Source organism: Rhodococcus sp. IEGM 1370, assembly GCF_033142325.1.
GTDB lineage: Bacteria > Actinomycetota > Actinomycetes > Mycobacteriales > Mycobacteriaceae > Rhodococcoides.
In genome coordinates this window covers 20,508-38,080 of record NZ_JAWLRY010000008.1, presented here as the reverse complement: position 1 = coordinate 38,080, position 17,573 = coordinate 20,508, and the positions used below count along the sequence as shown (strand labels likewise).

Genomic DNA, 17,573 nt, shown 5'->3' with positions numbered 1-17,573 from the left:
AACGGGGCCCACCCCTCGGTGAGCCCCGTTCTGTGTCGTGAATACTACGCGCCCAGGCGCTGCTTGAGGGCGTCGAATTCGTCCTGAATTCCGGTGGGCAGCTTCTCGCCGACGAAGTCGAACCACTCCTGGATCAGCGGGATTTCGGCCTTCCATTCGTCGGTGTTCACCGCGAGTGCCTCGGCGACGTCGTCGACGGTCGTGTCGAGGCCGTCGATATCGAGTGCCTCGGCGGTGGGGACCACACCGATCGGTGTCTCGACGCCTGCGGCCTTGTGCTCGATGCGCTCGACGATCCACTTGAGCACACGCGAGTTCTCACCGAATCCGGGCCACAGGAAGCGCTTGTCGTCGCCGCGGCGGAACCAGTTGACGTAGAACACCTTCGGCAGCTTCGACTCGTCGGCGTTCTTGCCCAGGTCGATCCAGTGCTGGAAGTAGTCGCCCACGTTGTAGCCGAGGAACGGCAACATGGCCATCGGATCGCGTCGGACGGTTCCGACGGTGCCCTCGGCAGCAGCGGTCTGCTCGGAGCCGACGGTGGCTCCCATGAACACGCCGTGCTGCCAGTCGCGAGCCTCGGTCACCAGCGGAACGGTGGTCTTACGACGTCCACCGAACAGGATTGCCGAGATCGGCACGCCCTGCGGGTCGTCCCACTCGGGAGCCATCGACGGGCACTGGGCCATCGGCACGCAGTAGCGCGAGTTCGGGTGCGCGGCATCGGTTCCGGACTCGGGGGTCCAGTCGTTGCCCTTCCAGTCGATCAGGTGGTCGGGCTTGCCTTCGAGGCCCTCCCACCACACGTCGCCGTCGTCGGTCATGCCGACGTTGGTGAACACCGAGTTGCCCTGGTCGATGGTCTTCATCGCGTTGGGGTTCGAGTCCCAGTTGGTTCCCGGCGCAACGCCGAAGAAGCCGTATTCCGGGTTGACGGCATAGAGACGACCGTCCTCACCGAAGCGCATCCACGCGATGTCGTCACCGATGGTCTCGGCGCGCCAGCCCGGGATGGTGGGCTGAATCATCGCGAGGTTGGTCTTGCCGCACGCGGACGGGAACGCCGCGGCGATGTAGTACGCCTTGTCCTCGGGAGAGATCAGCTTGAGGATCAGCATGTGCTCGGCGAGCCAGCCCTCGTCGTGGGCCATCGCCGATGCGATACGCAGCGAGTAGCACTTCTTGCCCAGCAGAGCGTTGCCGCCGTAGCCGGATCCGTAGCTCCAGATCTCGCGATCCTCGGGGAAGTGCGTGATGTATTTGGTGTCGTTGCACGGCCACGGCACATCGGCCTGGCCCTCGGCGAGCGGAGCGCCGAGCGAGTGCAGCGCCTTGACGTAGAAGCCATCGTCGCCGATCTTGTCGAGCGCAGCCTGGCCCATGCGGGTCATCACGCGCATCGACACGACCACGTACTCGGAGTCGGTGAGCTCGACGCCCAGCTTGGGGTCGGCCGCGTCGAGCGGGCCCATGCAGAACGGCACCACGTACATGGTGCGTCCACGCATGCAACCGCGGTAGAGATCGGTCATCAGCGTCCGCATCTCGGACGGTTCCATCCAGTTGTTGGTGGGACCGGCGTCGATCTCTTCCTTGGAACAGATGTAGGTGCGTGACTCCACGCGAGCGACGTCCGACGGATCGGAGTTGCCGAGGAACGAGTTGGGCTTCTTCTCCTCGTTGAGACGAGTGAAGGTGCCGGCCTCGACCAGCTTGCCGGTCAGGCGCTCCCATTCGGCGTCGGATCCGTCAGCGAACACCACGGAGTCCGGTTCTGTCAGTTCGGCTACCTGAGCAACCCAGGCAAGCAGTTCTTTGTGTCGAGTCGGCACATTGTCGGTGCCGCTCAAACCGGGAATGGTCGCTGAGGTCATCTAACTCTCCTGGGGTTAGCCGGAACCGGGAAGAATCCGCACGGTCGCTGTGGGCGACTACGCGCGAATGAATCTCGGTTTTCCCCTCTCGGCGGGGCGCTGCTCGGCCGTTCGAGCTGCAGTACACCATGTTACCGCGTACAGCAAGCCAAGGACCGAGCGCCGGATGTCCTGTTCATCAGGTTAACGCCGAGCGACGTGAATCCAGAAACAGGGTGTTGTCCGATTGGTCACAAGACCGATTCAGATAGGGAAAGTTCCGTGCAAGAAGGCCCCCACCAGCGGCGATGCCAGGCCTGTACACACGCGCTAGAGCTCGCCCGATTCGGTCATTTCACCCCGGCCGATACCGTTCGCTTCTCGAAAAATCTCCCAGGTTCGGTATTGCCCGTCACGTCCGAAGGCCGTGAACTTGTCTGTCACACCGTCCCCGTCGACGTCGGTCGCCACCGTCATCCCGGCGTCGGTATGCCGCACGGTGGTCTCGTAGTGGCCGTCGCCGTCGAGATCGAACAGGTCCGTCGAGACCGTGGGCGCGCCCGGATCGTCGACCTCGTGGGGCTCGACCTGCTCGGTGAGGAAATCCCCTGCTGCGAAGCCATCCACCGCGATCATCGACGCTCCTCACTCGACCAACCAACCTGACGAACCGACACTGCACCTACTGACTCCGACGCACCGGCTCGTCGAACGGTTCCCCGTGCGTGGAAGAAAGAGGGACCGATCCACGAAATCGCTCGAGGCCCCGCTCCAGCGCAGACAGATCGCGATCGCAGGCAGACAACAGCGCCGATCGGTGGTCGGCGAGCCGGCGCAGCTCGGCGTCCACCTCGGCCAGTGCGACGTCGATGCGGGCCACTGCGTGCCGGTCCGCACTCGCGACAGCGGCCGCGAGCATCGACTCGGCGTCGAGAATCCGCGAGAGCAACCGCTGCTCCACCGACGATTTCACCCGAGCCACCGTTTCCTGCGTCCAACCGCGCAGGTGGGCGCGGTCGGCCACCAACGACCTCGAGCGCGTGATCCACCAGGCGAGCGCACCACCGAGGACGAGAGTGATCACGGTGTTGGCAACCGCCCAGGCCGGCACCAGCGCCATCGGCGAGACCACCAGCCGCCCGAGTCCCACCCCCGCCGACGCGCCGACCACGATCATGACGACATCCTCGACGCCCCGGCGCCGGGACGGCTCCCCGATATCGAGCGGGGCGTCCGCGACCGACTCCGCCTGCCGCGGCGTGAGCCCGAGCTCGGTCTCCACCGCCCGCAATCGGGCCGTGAGCGCCGCGTCGGCTCGATTCCGAGCACCGCGCGCAGACTCGGCGACGTGCGCTGGAAGGTGAGTGAGTTCGGCACGCCCGGCTCCGTCGATCGTGCGCTTGACCTCGGCGGTCAGAGCTCGAAAGTCTTCGGCGGCGGTATGGACGGACTCCACGCGTACTCGTTGAATTCGATTGTGCAGCAGCGCCCGTCGATCACCACCGAGATTGTCCCGTTCGCCGACGAGCTCGGCTCGCCGCGCACGGAGTTCGGCCGTATCACTACCGCCGGTCACCGCGCGCGCTCTCGCCACGATCGACGCTCTGGCTCCGGATGCGCAGTCCTGCACTGCCGCAGCATATTTACGCTCGGTTCCGAGAGCCGCGGTCTGCAGCAGCACAACGCCGAGCCGGTCCGCCACTGCTCCGAGACCCGACTCCGCGGACATCGCAGCGTCACCGCTCTCCCGGCCCATCCGCGCCAACCGAACCGAAATCGGATGGAACGTGCACTCCACCGCCCGTGGGACGCACTCGGCAACGACATCGGTGTCGGCAGAAACCACCTCACGCCAGTGCCGATGCACGTCGATCTTGTTCACCACGAACACGACCGGTGTGGATTCGAGGGCTGCTCGCCACTGCTCGACCTCGACGCGACCCACCGGGGCCGACGCGTCGACGACGATCATCACGACCGCCGCATCGGCCACCGAATCCGTGAATTCGATGGCGGAACCGACGAGCCGGGACAGCTCACGGCGCAGTTCGGACTTGCCCGACCCTGCAGTACCGGTGAGGTGAACCCCGGCAGGTCGACTGACCCTGGCGCGCTCGATCTCGTCCAGGGCACTGGAATCCCAGCGTCGTAGAACACTTTTCATGTCCTCCGACAGCGGGATCACCGGCGCAGCATTCGTACGTGGCCTCGGCACAGTGCGAGTGCGGCGCGACGTACGTCGGGATCGACGGCTGCGGCCGCCCGCCTCTTCCACAGCACCGCCTGCTCCGACGCGACCTGCTCCGAACCGGTCTCGATCGGCACTCCCAGACGTAGAGCTGCACAGCGCATTTCGGCAGCCACCGCCTCGTCCGAGGCCAGGTACGACTCGACAGCGGCACGAACACGCCGATGACCGGCGGAGATCTGTTGCATGCTGCGATGCAGCTCTGCGTCCCGAGCCGCTGCGGCCGCCGACACGGCCGTGGAGACCGCGGCGATCAGGGCATCGGCCCCGGTGGCGTCGGCCAGCATGCGCACCGCATCGCCGTCGGACACGGCGGGTCGCTGCCGCAGTACGTCGACCAGCAGGGCGAGACCACGCAGTTCGATGCATTCGATCAGAGCTTCTCTGCGACGCGTCGACACCTCGATGTCGACGGCGCGAAACCGATCGACGGTCATCAGATCGGTCGGGCGCAGATCGGCCGCCGCAACGGCTCGTACGTCGGCCATGTCCAGAGGCGCGCCGGCTCGGCCCACTCCCCGCATGCCCGCCGCGGTCGCTCCCATCACCGGCAACACCGTCCGCCCCAGCTGCTGTGAGGCCGCTACTGCGTCTGCTGCGGGATCGTCGAGTGTGTCCGCCTTCGTCAGCACGACGACGGTCCCGTCCAGAACACCCCTCGGCCTCGAACTCAGCAATGCGATGTCGACCGGCGACACCGCTCCCGCGATCACGTGGACGAGCACTTCGCCCTTGCTGTTGTCCGTCCTGCTCTCGCGCCATCGGACATCGAGGCCGTCGGCGTCGAGCGGCACCGACTCGAGAACGGCGAGAACAGCGGATTTCCCGACGCCGGCGCGGCCGGTCACCCGTGCGGTCAGCGGCAGCAGGCGATCGTGGACGGTATTTTCGACGGCCTCGCGTGCGTCGGTCGACGCGACCCGGTCACGCAACAGGCCCAGACCGGCCTCGGCGACATCCATGATCGATTCCCCCCAGAACGATCCCGCCGCCACTTTCCGGACGCGACGCACAGCCCCCTGCTGCGGCACCGATTCTGGCACATGCGGGCGCTCGCGAGCCGATCGAAACGAATTGCATCGTTGTAATTAGTCGGGTGCGTCCCACCGCTGATCAGCGGTTGGACGGCAAGTCTCAACTTCAACTCGAGACCCACCTGTCACACGCCCCGTCGATGCGCGACAATGGACCGGTGAACGAGCCCCAGGACACCTCTGTCGACACCGAGGAGAACGCCGTGCAGACCCAGGAACGGGGCTCACGACTCTACCCACGCGTGACGAGTTTCCGCTCTCGGCGCGGAGCGCTGACCGAGGCGCAGCAGACCACCTGGGACAGCCTGTGGCCGCGCATCGGCCGCGACGTCGCCGACGAGCAGATCGACATCGACGCCTGGTTCGGGCGCAGCGGCCCGGCGATTCTCGAGATCGGCTCGGGTACCGGTACGGCCACCACGGCGATGGCCTCGGCCGAGCCGCACGTCAACCTCATGGCCGTCGAGGTCTACCGCCCCGGCCTGGCGCAGACACTGCAGCAGATCGAACGAGAAGGCATCGAGAACGTTCGATTGCTGCGCGGTGACGCGATGGACGTGCTCGAGAACATGCTGTCCTCGCAGTCGCTGACCGGCGTCCGCGTCTTCTTCCCCGACCCATGGCCCAAGGTTCGGCACCACAAGCGTCGGCTGCTGCAGGGGCCGACTTTCGCGATGATCGCGGATCGGTTGAAGCCCGGTGGCGTTCTGCACGTGGCAACCGATCATGCCGAATACGCTGAGTGGATTGCCGAGGCCGGGAACGCCGAGCCCGGTCTGACCGTTCTCGATTGGGAATCGCCCATGACACACGAGCGACCGGTGACCAAGTTCGAGGGCAAAGCACAGCTGGTCGGTAGCTCGGTGACGGAATTGATCTGGGGAAAGAAGACAGCATGAGCGTCAGTACGGACATGCCCGACACCGTGGTCGACCCCTCAGAACTCGGTGCCATCGGTGAAACGCGCCACAGCAAACGCGTCCTGCTGGTCTGGGATGCCCCGAACCTGGACATGGGACTGGGCGCAATTCTGGGTGGCCGACCCACCGCCGCCTACCGTCCGCGCTTCGATGCCCTGGGCCGATGGCTGCTCAGCCGCACCGCCGAACTCTCCGCCTCGGGCACCGCGACGCTCGAACCCGAGGCCACGGTGTTCACCAACATCGCCCCCGGCAGCGCAGATGTGGTCCGACCCTGGGTCGAAGCATTGCGTAACGTGGGATTCGCGGTGTTCGCCAAGCCCAAGGTCGACGAAGACAGTGACGTCGACGCAGACATGCTCGACCACATCGACTTCCGCAACCGTGACGGCGGCCTTGCCGGTGTCATGGTCGCGTCCGCCGACGGTCAAGCGTTCAAGGGGCCGCTGGAGGCCATCGCAGCGACCGGAGTGCCCGTACAGGTACTGGGATTCCGGGAGCACGCAAGCTGGGCTGTCACGTCGGACATCCTGGAATTCCTCGACCTCGAGGACATCCCGGGCGTCTTCCGTGAGCCACTGCCTCGGGTGAGTCTCGATTCGCTCCCCGACGAGGGCGCGTGGCTGCAGCCCTTCCGACCGCTGTCCGCCCTGCTCGTCGGGCGCCAAGGAGTTTCTTAAGTGTTCGCCAGATGGGGAGACATCGTCTACCGGCTGCGGTACACCGTTATCGGTGTCATGGTGGCCGGACTGCTGGGCTTCGCCGCCTACGGTCTCGATCTCAACAGCCATCTCAGTCAGAGCGGTTGGGACGATCCGACGTCGGAATCGGCTGAGGCTGCCCGTCTGGCAGACACGACCTTCGGTCGCGACAAGCAGGGCGACGTCATCGTCCTCTACACCGCCCCCGAGGGCTCGACCATCGATGATCCGGCGTTCCAGTCGGCGATCACCGACAACTTGAACTCTCTGGTTGCCGACCATCCGGACCAGATAGAGAAGATCAACGGCACGTACTTTCCCGGGACGGGCGCGCCCAACCTCGCTGCACTCGGCACCACCGACAAACAGCACGCCATCGCCAGCATCGCCATCGCCGGAGCCAACGACACCGAACTGACCAACAACTTCCAGGCCGTAAAGGACGTCTTCTACATCGACGGCGTGGACGTGCAGGTGACAGGCCTGCAGGCCGTCGCGGGGGCATTGCAGTCGACGATGGCCGGCGACATCCAGCGCATGGAGATCCTCGCCATCCCTGCCGTGGCAGTACTGCTGTTCTTCATCTTCGGCGGCGTCGTGGCCGCCGCTCTTCCGCTGATCATCGGTGGCCTGACGGTCGTCGGTGCCAACGGCATCGTGAAGGTGTTCACCAACTTCACCGAGGTCAACTCGTTCGTCGCGCCCGTGGTCTCGCTCGTCGGCCTCGGCTTGGCGATCGACTACGGATTGTTCATCGTCTCGAGATTCCGAGAAGAACTCGGCGACGGCTACTCGACGCCACAGGCCGTGCGCCGGACCGTCATGACGGCCGGTCGCACCGTGGTGTTCTCGGCGACGATGATCGTCGCGTCCCTCGGTGGTCTGTTGCTGTTCCCGCAGGGCTTCCTCAAATCGGTCGCCTACGGTTCGATCGCCACCGTCGCGCTCGCCGCCCTGACGGCCATCACGATCCTGCCCGCGATGCTCGCCATTCTCGGCCCTCGCGTCGACGCGCTCGGTCTGAAGTTCATGCGCAAGACCAAGTCGAGCGAGGAGATCGAGAACGGCATGTGGGGCCGCCTCACCCGCTGGGTGATGCGCAACCCCGTCAAGGTCACCGTGCCCATCGTGCTCGGCCTGGTGCTCCTGACGCTGCCCGTCGGCAACATCAAGTTCGGCGGTATCAACGAGACCTATCTGCCTCCGGACAACGTGACCCGCGAGGCACAGGCCGAGTTCGATTCGCTCTTCCCCGGCCAGCGCACAGAGCCGATCAAGCTGGTGATCAGCAACGCACAGGGGCCCAACCTCGCAGCGATCACCAACCAGGCCAACAATGCGCCGGGATTGATCGAGCAGTTCACTCCCAACGGGGCCAGCAAGGACGGCATCATCGTCTTCAAGGCCGGACTGGTCGATCGCAACGACTCCAAGCCCGCCATCGACTTCCTGCGCAGTATCGACGTGCCAGAGGGAGCGTCGGTTCTCGTCGGCGGTACGCCTGCCATCGAGCAGGACTCCATCAGTGCACTCATCGACAAGCTGCCGTTGATGGCCGTGCTCGTGGTGTTCATCGTGACGCTGTTGATGTTCCTGACGTTCGGATCGTTGGTGTTGCCGATCAAGGCGGTGCTCATGACCGTCCTGGGCCTCGGTGCCACCATGGGCATATTGACGTGGATATTCATCGACGGCAACGGGGCGGGGCTGATGAATTTCACCCCTGGTCCGATCATGGCTCCGGTGCTGGTGCTGATCATCTCGATTGTGTTCGGCTTGTCCACGGACTACGAGGTGTTCCTGCTCTCCCGGATGGTCGAAGCACGCGAAAAGGGTGCCAGCACAAGCGAAGCCATCCGCATCGGAACCTCGCATACCGGACGCATCATCACCGCCGCGGCCCTGATCCTCATCGTCGTCACCGGAGCGTTCGCGTTCTCCGACCTGGTGATGATGAAGTACATCGCCTACGGCATGATCGCCGCCCTCATCATCGACGCCACCCTCATCCGCATGTTCCTCGTGCCCGCCACGATGAAACTGCTCGGCGACGACTGCTGGTGGGCCCCGCAGTGGATGAAGCGAATCCAGCAGAAACTCGGACTCGGCGAGACCATCCTCGAGGACGAGCTTCTCCCCATGGAAGACGTGCCCGAGCTCGCGCTCGCAGGCGGTGCACCGTCGAGTACCGTCGCGCCGCCGATGCGCCCGGCACCGCGCCGCAACGAGCCGCTCACCGAGCCCATTCCGGTGGTCGCACCGCATGGTGGGGGTCCCATTCGGGCGACCCACGCCGCGAAGGAAGAATCCCGACGCAGTGTGACGGGACGTCCGGCAACCCCACCGGAGCCGACCCGTGCGGCACCGACCACACCTCCGGCACCGGCTGCGCGCCCGACTCCTCCCCAGGGCCAGACTCCTACCCAGGCCCAGGCTGCTCCGCAGGACCGACCCGCTGCTCGGCCCGCCCCGAGCCGGCCGGTGGCACCGCGCCCGACCGTCGAGCCGGAGCCGACCCAGGCAGCAGAGATCGTCCGGCCCGCACCGCCGGTCAACCCGGTGGCTGCTCCCCCGTCGGCGGAGCCGCCTCGTGCACCGAGCGCACCGCGTCCGACCGTCGAGCCGCCGAGCCGAACCCGTGCTGCTCGCGCACCTCGCGCGGAGGAACCGGATTCGCGTTCCATCGAGAGCTGGCTCGCCGACCTGCGAGCACCCAGCGCATCACCGCCCCCGAGCACACCGCGCAACGGCTCGACCGCGAACGGCTCGAACCACAACGGTACGAACCACAACGGTTCGACCGCGAACGGCTCGGACCACAGCGGTGACGACGAGAACAGCTCGCCGCAGAACGGTTCCGAACGCAACGGGCACAGCGGCGTCGAGTCCGAACGCAACGGCACCGAGCCGAACGGCACCGAACGCAACGGCAGCAACGGGTCCGCGTCGAGCGAGACACCGTCCGAGAAGCCGTCGGGCCGTCGGGCCGCACCGACCACCGAGGGCGGCGACAGCGGTCGTCATCGCGGCGGGGAGAACGGACACGTTCTCAGCGTCAGTGAACTACTCGCGCGCGAGCGCAACCGTTCACGCTGACCCCGATGTGATTGGGGCGAAACAACTCCCGAGAACTCCTGACCCCACCCCCGCACCGCGTCAATGAACCACTGCACCGTCGAGACGCATGCAGTGGTCCATTGACGCAGCAGGGGGATCAGCGGGAAACTGCCGCACTTTCTCGGTCCGCGAACACCTTGGCGTATCGGGTACCGGCGATCAAGAGCAGCAATCCCACGGCGATGAAGGCGATGACTCGGAAGAGTCCGTCCAGAGCGACGAGGTCGAACAGAAACAGTTTCGCGATGGCTGCGGCGGTCAAGGACAGTCCGGCCAGCAGGGCCAGATGAGCGTGCGTGACGCTGCGCAGCCCGAAGGCCAGTAGTGCGAAGGCTGCGATCATCCACTCGATGGTTGCCGCGGTGTGGCCTGCGGTGAATCCTGTTGTTTCGCCGCCGATTCCGATGCCGAGGGTCACCGTTGCCGTCGTCAAGCCGTACAGGGCAAGTACGCCGGAGACGATGCCGAGGGTCTGCAGTCCGTCGTCGACCAGTTTCAGTTCGGCCAGCACGTAGACGAAAGCGAGTGCCGTTGCAGCGAGCAGGATTCCACCGAGAGAGATACCGACACTGCCGACGGCTAGATCGGAGTCGAGCAGCGCCTGCGGCGGGCTGACCGAGACGAACATCAACGTACCGATCACGCCGAATCCGCTGCCGATCGAGTATGCGAGAGTCGAGCGGGTGCTGTGGGCCACCGCGATCAGAGCCGAGGCGACTGCGAACATCACGACCGGGCGAATCTCGAGGGTCGTCGACTCGACTGCGGCCTGCAGCGTCGCCAGGGCTCCGACCACCGCGACGGTGATGCGAGCGTGCCCCGGCAACCAGTTCACCAGAATCACGATCGCCAGAGCCGCAGCAGCAAGAACCAACTGGAGGGCGACGGTGGCCCCGCGATCGAAAACGTCGGCGGAGACCAGCACGGGCAGAGACGTGAGAGCGATCATCACGGTGGCGACCACATCGGAGACGTTGCGGCGCAACAACTCCAATGACGTGCCGATGCCGAGGAGGGCTACCGCCACGACGACCAGGAACAGCCGGAGGTCGCCGGTGGATCCGGACAGATCGGCACTCGCGATGGCAGCCAGTACCGCGCCGACGAGCGGTACGGTCCGAACGGCCTGCAGAAGTTGCCAATTCCGACCGATCTGCGCCGGGAAACTCGAGACGTAGGTGGCGACGAGGAACGCGATCAAGGTCAGGGTCAGGCCGTCGGTCAGCACCGGTCCGCACACTGCGACACCGGCGAGGATCAGCACCGCCATCGGCTGCGACTTCCACTGCACTGCGAGTGCCGTTCCGGCTGCGGCAATTCCGAATGCGGTGATCAGACCGAGCACGGGATCGAGCCAGCCGTACAGGACGGATGTCGCGAGTACATCGAGATACAGGCCCGCGATGCCGGTGGCGGCGAGGGCGATCCCGCCGACGCGTCCACCCGAGCGACCGAAGACACGGACGCCCGCACCGATCAGCGCGAGTGAGAACACTGCGCCCGCCGCGACCCTCAGCGGAGGGCCGAACCACCCGGCCTGGGCGGCGAGAACGAGCAGCATCACGACACCGACGAGAGTGACGCCTGCGCCGGCGACAGCCAGCAGGCGGCTGATGACACCGTCACGCTGCCACCACGGTTCCCGCGGTGGAGCCGGGGGCCTGGGTGCGACGACCGGTCCCCTCGGCGGCGTGGGGTAGGGCGGGGCAGGCTGGGGCCGAACCATCTGCTGTCCCATCGGCTGACGGACAGCTTGGCCGAACGGCTGACCGTAGGGCTGCGGGGGCAACGACGGTGGCGCCACCGGCGGCGGAACGGCAGGGGCTGGAGCAGGGGCCTGACGAGGAGCGGCACCCGCGGCACCGAGTTGCGACTGCAGTGTCTGCAGATCGACGGCCACCTGGCGCATGTGGTCGCCCAGGGAATCGAAGCGGCTGGACAGTCGCGCGACGAGTTGCGGATCCAGCCCGGAGTTCTGGGAAGAAGTCATGGGTTCGATCCTGCGACCGTCGCGGCCGAAAAGCGTGAGTAGTGCTACTCGGATTCCTCGAGTAGAAGCGCCTCTCTAGCCGAACATGCGGCGGAACGAGCTACCGAACGGATGCTTGGCGGTCACCGAGCCCAGGCGGACCTTGCCCGAGACCACGAGGTGCAGTGGCCCGTACGGCGGGCCGGTGCGGACCTTGTTGGTGGCGCTGCCCGCCACCGTGTCGACACCGTTGAGATCGACGGTCGCCTCGGTCGGCACGATCAGGGTCACGGTGCTGCAGTAGTCGTCGACGTGTATTTCGACCACCTGGGTGGACATGACTGCCTGGGTGAAGTCGAGTGTCACCGTGGACATGCGGGTGGCGAGGCGCAGGTTCGACGGCACGTTCCACGGGCCCTTGCGGGTGATGGTGGACATGGTGCCGCGCAGTGTGTCCGACGCGCCGCTGCCGTGCCCCCAGTGCTCCTGAACGACGCGGCGCGGGGTCGGTTGCGGGGTGGGCGCGGCGAAGGATCTCGGTGCCGGGCGATGTTCCTCGGCGATCTGCATCCCGGGCAGGTCGGCGAGAACAGAGTTCAGTTCACCGCGGGTCTTCGACGCCAATGCGGTGTCCATTCGCTCGGTGAACTCACCGAGCGAGAGCATGCCCTGGCCCACGGCGCGCTGCAGCAGCTCTCCGACGTGCTCGCGTTCGGCATCGGACACTCGTAGATCCCTTGCCTCCATGTGATCAGGGTAGCGAAGATCTCACGCTGCGCGACCGCCCAGGACGGAGAGCATTCCGGACACCGACGCGGGCCATCCGAACTGTTCGGCGCGCAACCTGGCGGCGATGCGGCGGCCGTCGACCGGCAGTTCGAGTACTCGTTCTATCTCGGCGGCGAATCCGTCTGCGGTGTTCTCGGAGGATCCACCGCAGTGCGGGGTGACGATCTGCGCCAGCGCCGAGGTCTCGGAGACGACGACGGGCGTACCTGCGGCGAGCGATTCCAACGCGGCGAGCCCGAATGTCTCGTGCGGTCCCGGCGCGAGAGCGATGTCCGCGGAAGCCAGCAGGGCCGCGACGGCCGCTCTGCCGTCGACGAACCCGAGGAATTCGACGGGTAGACCGCGGGCGCGTCGTTCGAGGCCGGCTCGGCGGGGGCCGTCGCCGGCGATGACGAGCCGTGCCCGCATTCCCGAATCACAGAGTGCAGCAAGCGAATCGATGCTTCTCTCGACGTGTTTCTCCACCGACAGTCGGCCGCAGTGCACGAGCAGCCGGTCGGCGCTGCCCAGCCATGCGGACCGTTCGCCGGCAATGCGGCGACGCGGATGGAAGAGGTCGAGATCCACACCGAGCGGTACCCGTTGCACGTTCCGAACGCCGATGCGCTCGAACTCCTGTTGCGCGAACTCGGTGGTGCACACGACGGCGTCGTACTGTTCGGCGGTACGCCGGTTGGCCAGATCGGCCAACGGACGGGCGCAGCGCATCGGCATCGTCTGGGCGAGCAGTCGGTCCAGGCGTTCGTGGGAGATCATCACGCTCCGTACGTCTCGACGCGCTGCCCAGCCGCCCATGCCGCGCAGCGTCAGACGGTCCGATACCTCGATCACGTCGGGCCGCAGTCCGGCTGCCACCGAGGACACCCGGCGCGGGTCGGCCACTCGATACCCACCGGTGAGCGGGATCTGCGGTGCAGGCACCTCGATGCGCACCACTCCCGACGGCAGAAGCGTCTCGCTCCGTCGATCTCCCGGCACGATCAGAATCACCTCGTGGCCGCTCGCGACGTATCCCGAACCGAGCTGGTCGACGGCCGTCCGCAATCCCCCGGACCTCGGTCCGTAGAAGTTGGCGAGCTGGACGATGCGCACTCGACCAGTCTTCCCAGCGACAAGTCCGCCCGACGGCGCGGCGATGGATGGTGACCGAACCTTCGCGGAATTTCTGTGTGGGGATCGCTACCAACGGGTAGGTGGAACAGATGCGAGTGACACTGCAATCCACCGGCAACGCCCCCGCCGCCGAGGTCTGGGAGCGCTACATGGAACCGACGGCCTGGAGAACCTGGGCACCGCAGATCATCGGCGTCGAGTACCGCGGCGAGCGCCTGAACGCCGACACCACCGGCCGAGTACTGGGGCCGTTGGGCGTGCCGATCGACTTCCGGGTGCATTCGGTCGACGAGCAGTCGTGGACGTGGGCGTGGTCGGCGTGGTTCCAGAACCAGGCCATAGGGGTCGACCTGACGCACGGCATAGTCTCACGGCCCAACGGGACCAGGGCCTGGCTGACGATCGACGGCCCTCTGCCGCTGGTTCTGCCGTACGTGCCGGTCGCCAAATTCGCGCTCGGCAGGTTGTGCGCCCAGTAGCTACTCGGACCGTGTGACGGTCTTCTCGTCCGACTTGTCGGCGACGTCGGTCGGCTCGGGCGTCGGTAGCGAGGAATCCTCACCCGATCCGTCCAGATGGCCGTCGAACTCGTCGATCGCCTCGTCACGCTCGTCGCCGGTCTGATCGAGATCGGCGTCGACACCCTTCGAGTGCTTCGCCGGGTCGACGGTGGTGTCCACTGATTTTTCGTTGTCGGTCATGGGATGCAGAGTGCCCCTGAGCTACCGACGCAAACCCTCACAGCCCTTTTTCGATGACGTATCGGGTCAGTTCGACGCGGTTGGCCAGTTGCAATTTTCGCAGGGTCGCCTGGACGTGATTTTCGACGGTGCGATGGCTCAGCGTCAGTCGGGTCGCAATCTGCTTGGCGCTCAGACCCTTTGCGACCAGGCGTAGCACTTCGGTTTCGCGGTCGGTCAGCGTCGGACGGGTGTCGGATTCCGGTTGCGGCGACGACGACATCCGCCGGAACTCTCCGAGCACCAGGCCCGCGAGGCCGGGAGTGAACACCGCCTGCCCGGCCGACGTGGCGCGGACCGCGTCGAACAGTTCCTCGGCCGATGCACTCTTGACCAGGTAACCCGTCGCTCCCGCCTTGATGGCGTCGAGCACGTCGTTGCGTTCCGCGGACGCCGAGAGCACCAGAATCCTCGTCTGCGGCGACGCCTCCAGGACGGCGACGGTGGCGTCGGCTCCGTTGCCGTCGGGCAGATGCATGTCCATCAGCACGACGTCGGGAGTGGTGGCTCGGGCGCGGCGGCCGGCAGCGGCGACACCGTCTGCCGTGGCGACAACCCTGAATCCCGCGGCCTCGAGATCTCGGGCGACGCCGTCGCGCCACATCGGGTGATCGTCGACGACCATCACCGCGATATCGGCATTCGTGTCCTCGGTCATCGAAGTCCCTTCGTTCGAGGAATGCGGATCTCCCATTCGGTTCCTTCGCCCTCCTCGGTGTCGAGTATCGCAGTACCACCGAGAGATTCGACGCGGCCGAGTATCGACTTCGAGACGCCCATCCTGCCCTCCGCTTCGGCGGCGGCGAGCCGTCCGGCCGGGATTCCGCGGCCGTCGTCGCGGATACTGACGATCAATTCCCCGTCGACGTCCTCGAGCAGCACGTAGGCCTTCGCATCGGCTCCGGCGTGCAGCTCGACGTTGGACAGTGCGGTCGCCACGACAGCGCCGAGTTCGTCGGCGACGTCGGAGTCGACGAGCACCGGATCGGCCGGAGTCGAGACAGCCACGGAGGTACCCGCCTGGGTTCGCAGCAGCGCCCTGACGTCGACGATCGAATCGGTGTGATCGCCACGCTGGGCCGCCTGTTCGGAGATCAGCACCCGCAGAGCGACCTCCTGCTCACCGGCCAGCTCGGCGAGTTCGGCTGCCGGCCCGCCTATTTCGAGCCCACGCCGTCGCACCAGGGCCAGTACCTGCAGCACTCCGTCGTGCACCTGCCGCGCCAGCCGTTCACGCTCTTCGGTGATCGCAGCCGACCGTGCTGCCCGACGCAGTTCTTCGTGGGCGCGCCGGGCGGTGTTCGACGCCATCCCCAGCGCCAGTCCGGCCGAGAGCAGCACCGGGGCGGTGGCGTCGGACCAGAGGTCGGAGTCGAAGCGGTCGCGGACGAGTGCGCTGACCACCGACATCGCCACTCCCGACGCGATGCCGCCCTTGGGGCCCAACAGGATTGCGGCGGAGATGACCGCATTGGTCGCCCACAGAGTGGTCGGCAATGTTTGCCGGGTGCTGTACCAGTCGTAGTCGGCCACCAGCCGTGTCGACGCCATCAGGGCGACGACGATCACCTGATCGGCGAGCACCACCTGCCAGCGCGGAAGCGAGGCGCGCGCGAGCATCAGAGCCGACGCCCCCGACCACACGGCCATCGACGCCACCAGCATCCAGCTCAACCGCGGATTGGTGTAATTGTCGACGGTGGCCACCTGGTAGCCGACGGCGTAGACGAGGGTGACCAGTCGAAAGACCTGGGAGGCACGCCACAGCGGGGTGTCGGGATCGGACGAGGTGAGCGTGGTCCTGGCCCGATCAGCCGTCTGCATCGGTCTTCTCGTTCGGAGTCTTCAACTCTCCCTTGAGGAGTCGCTCCGGCTCGTCGCTACCGGGAGGAGTGTGCGGGTCGCTCGGCTCGGCGGAGTACAGCGGGTCGGGCACCTCGAGTTCCTCGTAGACCTCGTCCGGGTCGGCGGCCAGCAGCGACCGCACAGCGGTGTTGAGGACGGCGACGATCGGTACGGCCAGCAGGCCTCCGACGATGCCCGCGAGCAGAATGCCGACGGTGATTGACAGGACCACCGCCAACGGGTGCAGTCGCACGGCGCGGCCGAGCAGGAGTGGTTGCAGCACATGGCCTTCGAGCTGCATGACGGCCACCACGATGCCGAGGGTGATGACCGCGGTGATCAGGCCCTTGGTGACGAGTGCGATGAACACCGCGACGAATCCGGTCAGCACCGCACCGATGATCGGGATGAACGCGCCGATGAACACCAACGAGGCCAACGGAAGAGCGAGTGGCACACCGAGAATGGCCAGCCCGGCACCGATGCCGATGGCATCGGCGGCTGCGACGGCAACCGTCGCCCGGACGTATCCCACCAGAGACCCGAAGCCCTGGATGCCCGCGGTGCGGATTCTGCTGCGGGCCGCGGTCGGGGCCAGCCGGGTGACGAACTGCCAGATCTGATCTCCGCCGTACAGGAAGAAGATGAGGACGAAGAGCGTGAGCAACGCGCCGGTGAGTATCTCGCCGATCACCGCCGCAGTGGTCAGCGCTCCGCTGGTGACGGCCTCCTGATTGTCCTGAACGACCTTCACGAGGCTGTCCGTGGCCTGCCTGATCTGATCCTCGCTGATGTGCAGCGGGCCGTTGCTGAGCCATTCCTCGATGCCGTTGATGGACTGGGTGAACTGATCACCCACCTGCGGTAGGCCCTCGATGAACTGCTCGACGATGAAGGTCATGATGCCGGCGACGACACCGAGACTGGCGATGATGACGACGATCACCGCGACGGCGCGTGGCACTCCGCGTCGGTGCATCCAATCGACGACCGGAACGAGCATCGCCGACGCCAGGAGTGCAAGACCGAGCGGAATGACGACGGTGCTGAGTTTGGCCACCACCAGGCAGAACGTGATGAATCCGGCAAACAGGACAAGCAGTCGCCACGTCCATTCCGCGCCGACCCGCACCAGCGGATGCACCGAATCCGCAGCCGAACCGGGGCCCGGGGACGCCCCCGTACCTTGCGCCCGCAACTCGTCGGTGCTCACCCGCTAAATTTAACCCGTGCTGGCATCTTTC

The 17,573-nt window shown here is 66.2% G+C and carries 15 protein-coding genes; 4 read left to right on the top strand and 11 right to left on the bottom strand.

Features of this window, described 5'->3' with window-relative positions; translation table 11 throughout:
- Window positions 1–44: 44 nt before the first annotated feature.
- The 4 genes from R4P47_RS12855 to R4P47_RS12840 all read right to left on the bottom strand — a co-directional run bounded on the left by R4P47_RS12855 (window position 45) and on the right by R4P47_RS12840 (window position 5,063).
- On the bottom strand, window positions 45–1,874 hold the full coding sequence (locus R4P47_RS12855; RefSeq protein ID WP_317533546.1) for a phosphoenolpyruvate carboxykinase (GTP): 1,830 nt from the start codon (window positions 1,872–1,874) through the stop codon (window positions 45–47).
- A gap of 309 nt (window positions 1,875–2,183) precedes the next feature.
- On the bottom strand, window positions 2,184–2,489 hold the full coding sequence (locus R4P47_RS12850; protein WP_317533545.1) for a DUF6802 family protein: 306 nt from the start codon (window positions 2,487–2,489) through the stop codon (window positions 2,184–2,186).
- A gap of 46 nt (window positions 2,490–2,535) precedes the next feature.
- Entirely contained in the window at window positions 2,536–4,038 is a 1,503-nt protein-coding gene (locus R4P47_RS12845) for a hypothetical protein (protein WP_317533544.1), read from the bottom strand.
- Window positions 4,035–5,063 (bottom strand): hypothetical protein, encoded by a 1,029-nt coding sequence (locus tag R4P47_RS12840; protein WP_317533543.1) that lies wholly within the window; start codon window positions 5,061–5,063, stop codon window positions 4,035–4,037. Before R4P47_RS12840 ends, R4P47_RS12845 begins: the two co-directional genes overlap by 4 nt.
- A gap of 212 nt (window positions 5,064–5,275) precedes the next feature.
- Here R4P47_RS12840 and trmB point away from each other — a divergent pair, with 212 nt between their 5' ends.
- From trmB to R4P47_RS12825, 3 genes are read left to right on the top strand one after another with little or no spacing between them, the layout of a single operon-like run.
- Window positions 5,276–6,034, top strand: coding sequence for a tRNA (guanosine(46)-N7)-methyltransferase TrmB (gene trmB, locus R4P47_RS12835; protein ID WP_094639229.1), 759 nt, complete (start codon window positions 5,276–5,278; stop codon window positions 6,032–6,034).
- On the top strand, window positions 6,031–6,735 hold the full coding sequence (locus tag R4P47_RS12830) for an NYN domain-containing protein (RefSeq protein WP_068049106.1): 705 nt from the start codon (window positions 6,031–6,033) through the stop codon (window positions 6,733–6,735). Before trmB ends, R4P47_RS12830 begins: the two co-directional genes overlap by 4 nt.
- A complete protein-coding gene (locus R4P47_RS12825) occupies window positions 6,736–9,852 on the top strand; it encodes an MMPL family transporter (protein WP_317533542.1) in 3,117 nt (1,038 codons plus the stop codon).
- Between the two features lie 118 nt (window positions 9,853–9,970).
- Here R4P47_RS12825 and R4P47_RS12820 read toward each other — a convergent pair whose 3' ends face one another.
- The 3 genes from R4P47_RS12820 to R4P47_RS12810 form a co-directional block, all read right to left on the bottom strand.
- Window positions 9,971–11,863 carry a DUF2339 domain-containing protein gene (locus R4P47_RS12820; RefSeq protein WP_197477971.1) on the bottom strand — a complete coding sequence of 631 codons (1,893 nt, stop codon included), beginning with the start codon at window positions 11,861–11,863 and terminating at the stop codon, window positions 9,971–9,973.
- A gap of 75 nt (window positions 11,864–11,938) precedes the next feature.
- On the bottom strand, window positions 11,939–12,589 hold the full coding sequence (locus R4P47_RS12815; RefSeq protein WP_094639220.1) for a DUF1707 domain-containing protein: 651 nt from the start codon (window positions 12,587–12,589) through the stop codon (window positions 11,939–11,941).
- Between the two features lie 21 nt (window positions 12,590–12,610).
- On the bottom strand, window positions 12,611–13,723 hold the full coding sequence (locus R4P47_RS12810) for a glycosyltransferase (protein WP_068049066.1): 1,113 nt from the start codon (window positions 13,721–13,723) through the stop codon (window positions 12,611–12,613).
- Window positions 13,724–13,833: 110 nt separating this feature from the next.
- Here R4P47_RS12810 and R4P47_RS12805 point away from each other — a divergent pair, with 110 nt between their 5' ends.
- Entirely contained in the window at window positions 13,834–14,223 is a 390-nt protein-coding gene (locus R4P47_RS12805; protein ID WP_317784943.1) for a MarR family transcriptional regulator, read from the top strand.
- Here R4P47_RS12805 and R4P47_RS12800 read toward each other — a convergent pair whose 3' ends face one another.
- From R4P47_RS12800 to R4P47_RS12785, 4 genes are read right to left on the bottom strand one after another with little or no spacing between them, the layout of a single operon-like run.
- Window positions 14,224–14,445 (bottom strand): autophagy-related protein 2, encoded by a 222-nt coding sequence (locus R4P47_RS12800; RefSeq protein WP_068049063.1) that lies wholly within the window; start codon window positions 14,443–14,445, stop codon window positions 14,224–14,226.
- Window positions 14,446–14,482: 37 nt separating this feature from the next.
- Window positions 14,483–15,109, bottom strand: coding sequence for a response regulator (locus R4P47_RS12795; protein ID WP_188078757.1), 627 nt, complete (start codon window positions 15,107–15,109; stop codon window positions 14,483–14,485).
- Between the two features lie 29 nt (window positions 15,110–15,138).
- Window positions 15,139–16,308 carry a MacS family sensor histidine kinase gene (gene macS / locus R4P47_RS12790; protein ID WP_317784942.1) on the bottom strand — a complete coding sequence of 390 codons (1,170 nt, stop codon included), beginning with the start codon at window positions 16,306–16,308 and terminating at the stop codon, window positions 15,139–15,141.
- The gene (locus R4P47_RS12785; protein WP_317784989.1) at window positions 16,295–17,473 is read right to left on the bottom strand and encodes an AI-2E family transporter; all 1,179 of its coding nucleotides are present in this window, start codon (window positions 17,471–17,473) and stop codon (window positions 16,295–16,297) included. Before R4P47_RS12785 ends, macS begins: the two co-directional genes overlap by 14 nt.
- Window positions 17,474–17,573 lie beyond the last annotated feature (100 nt).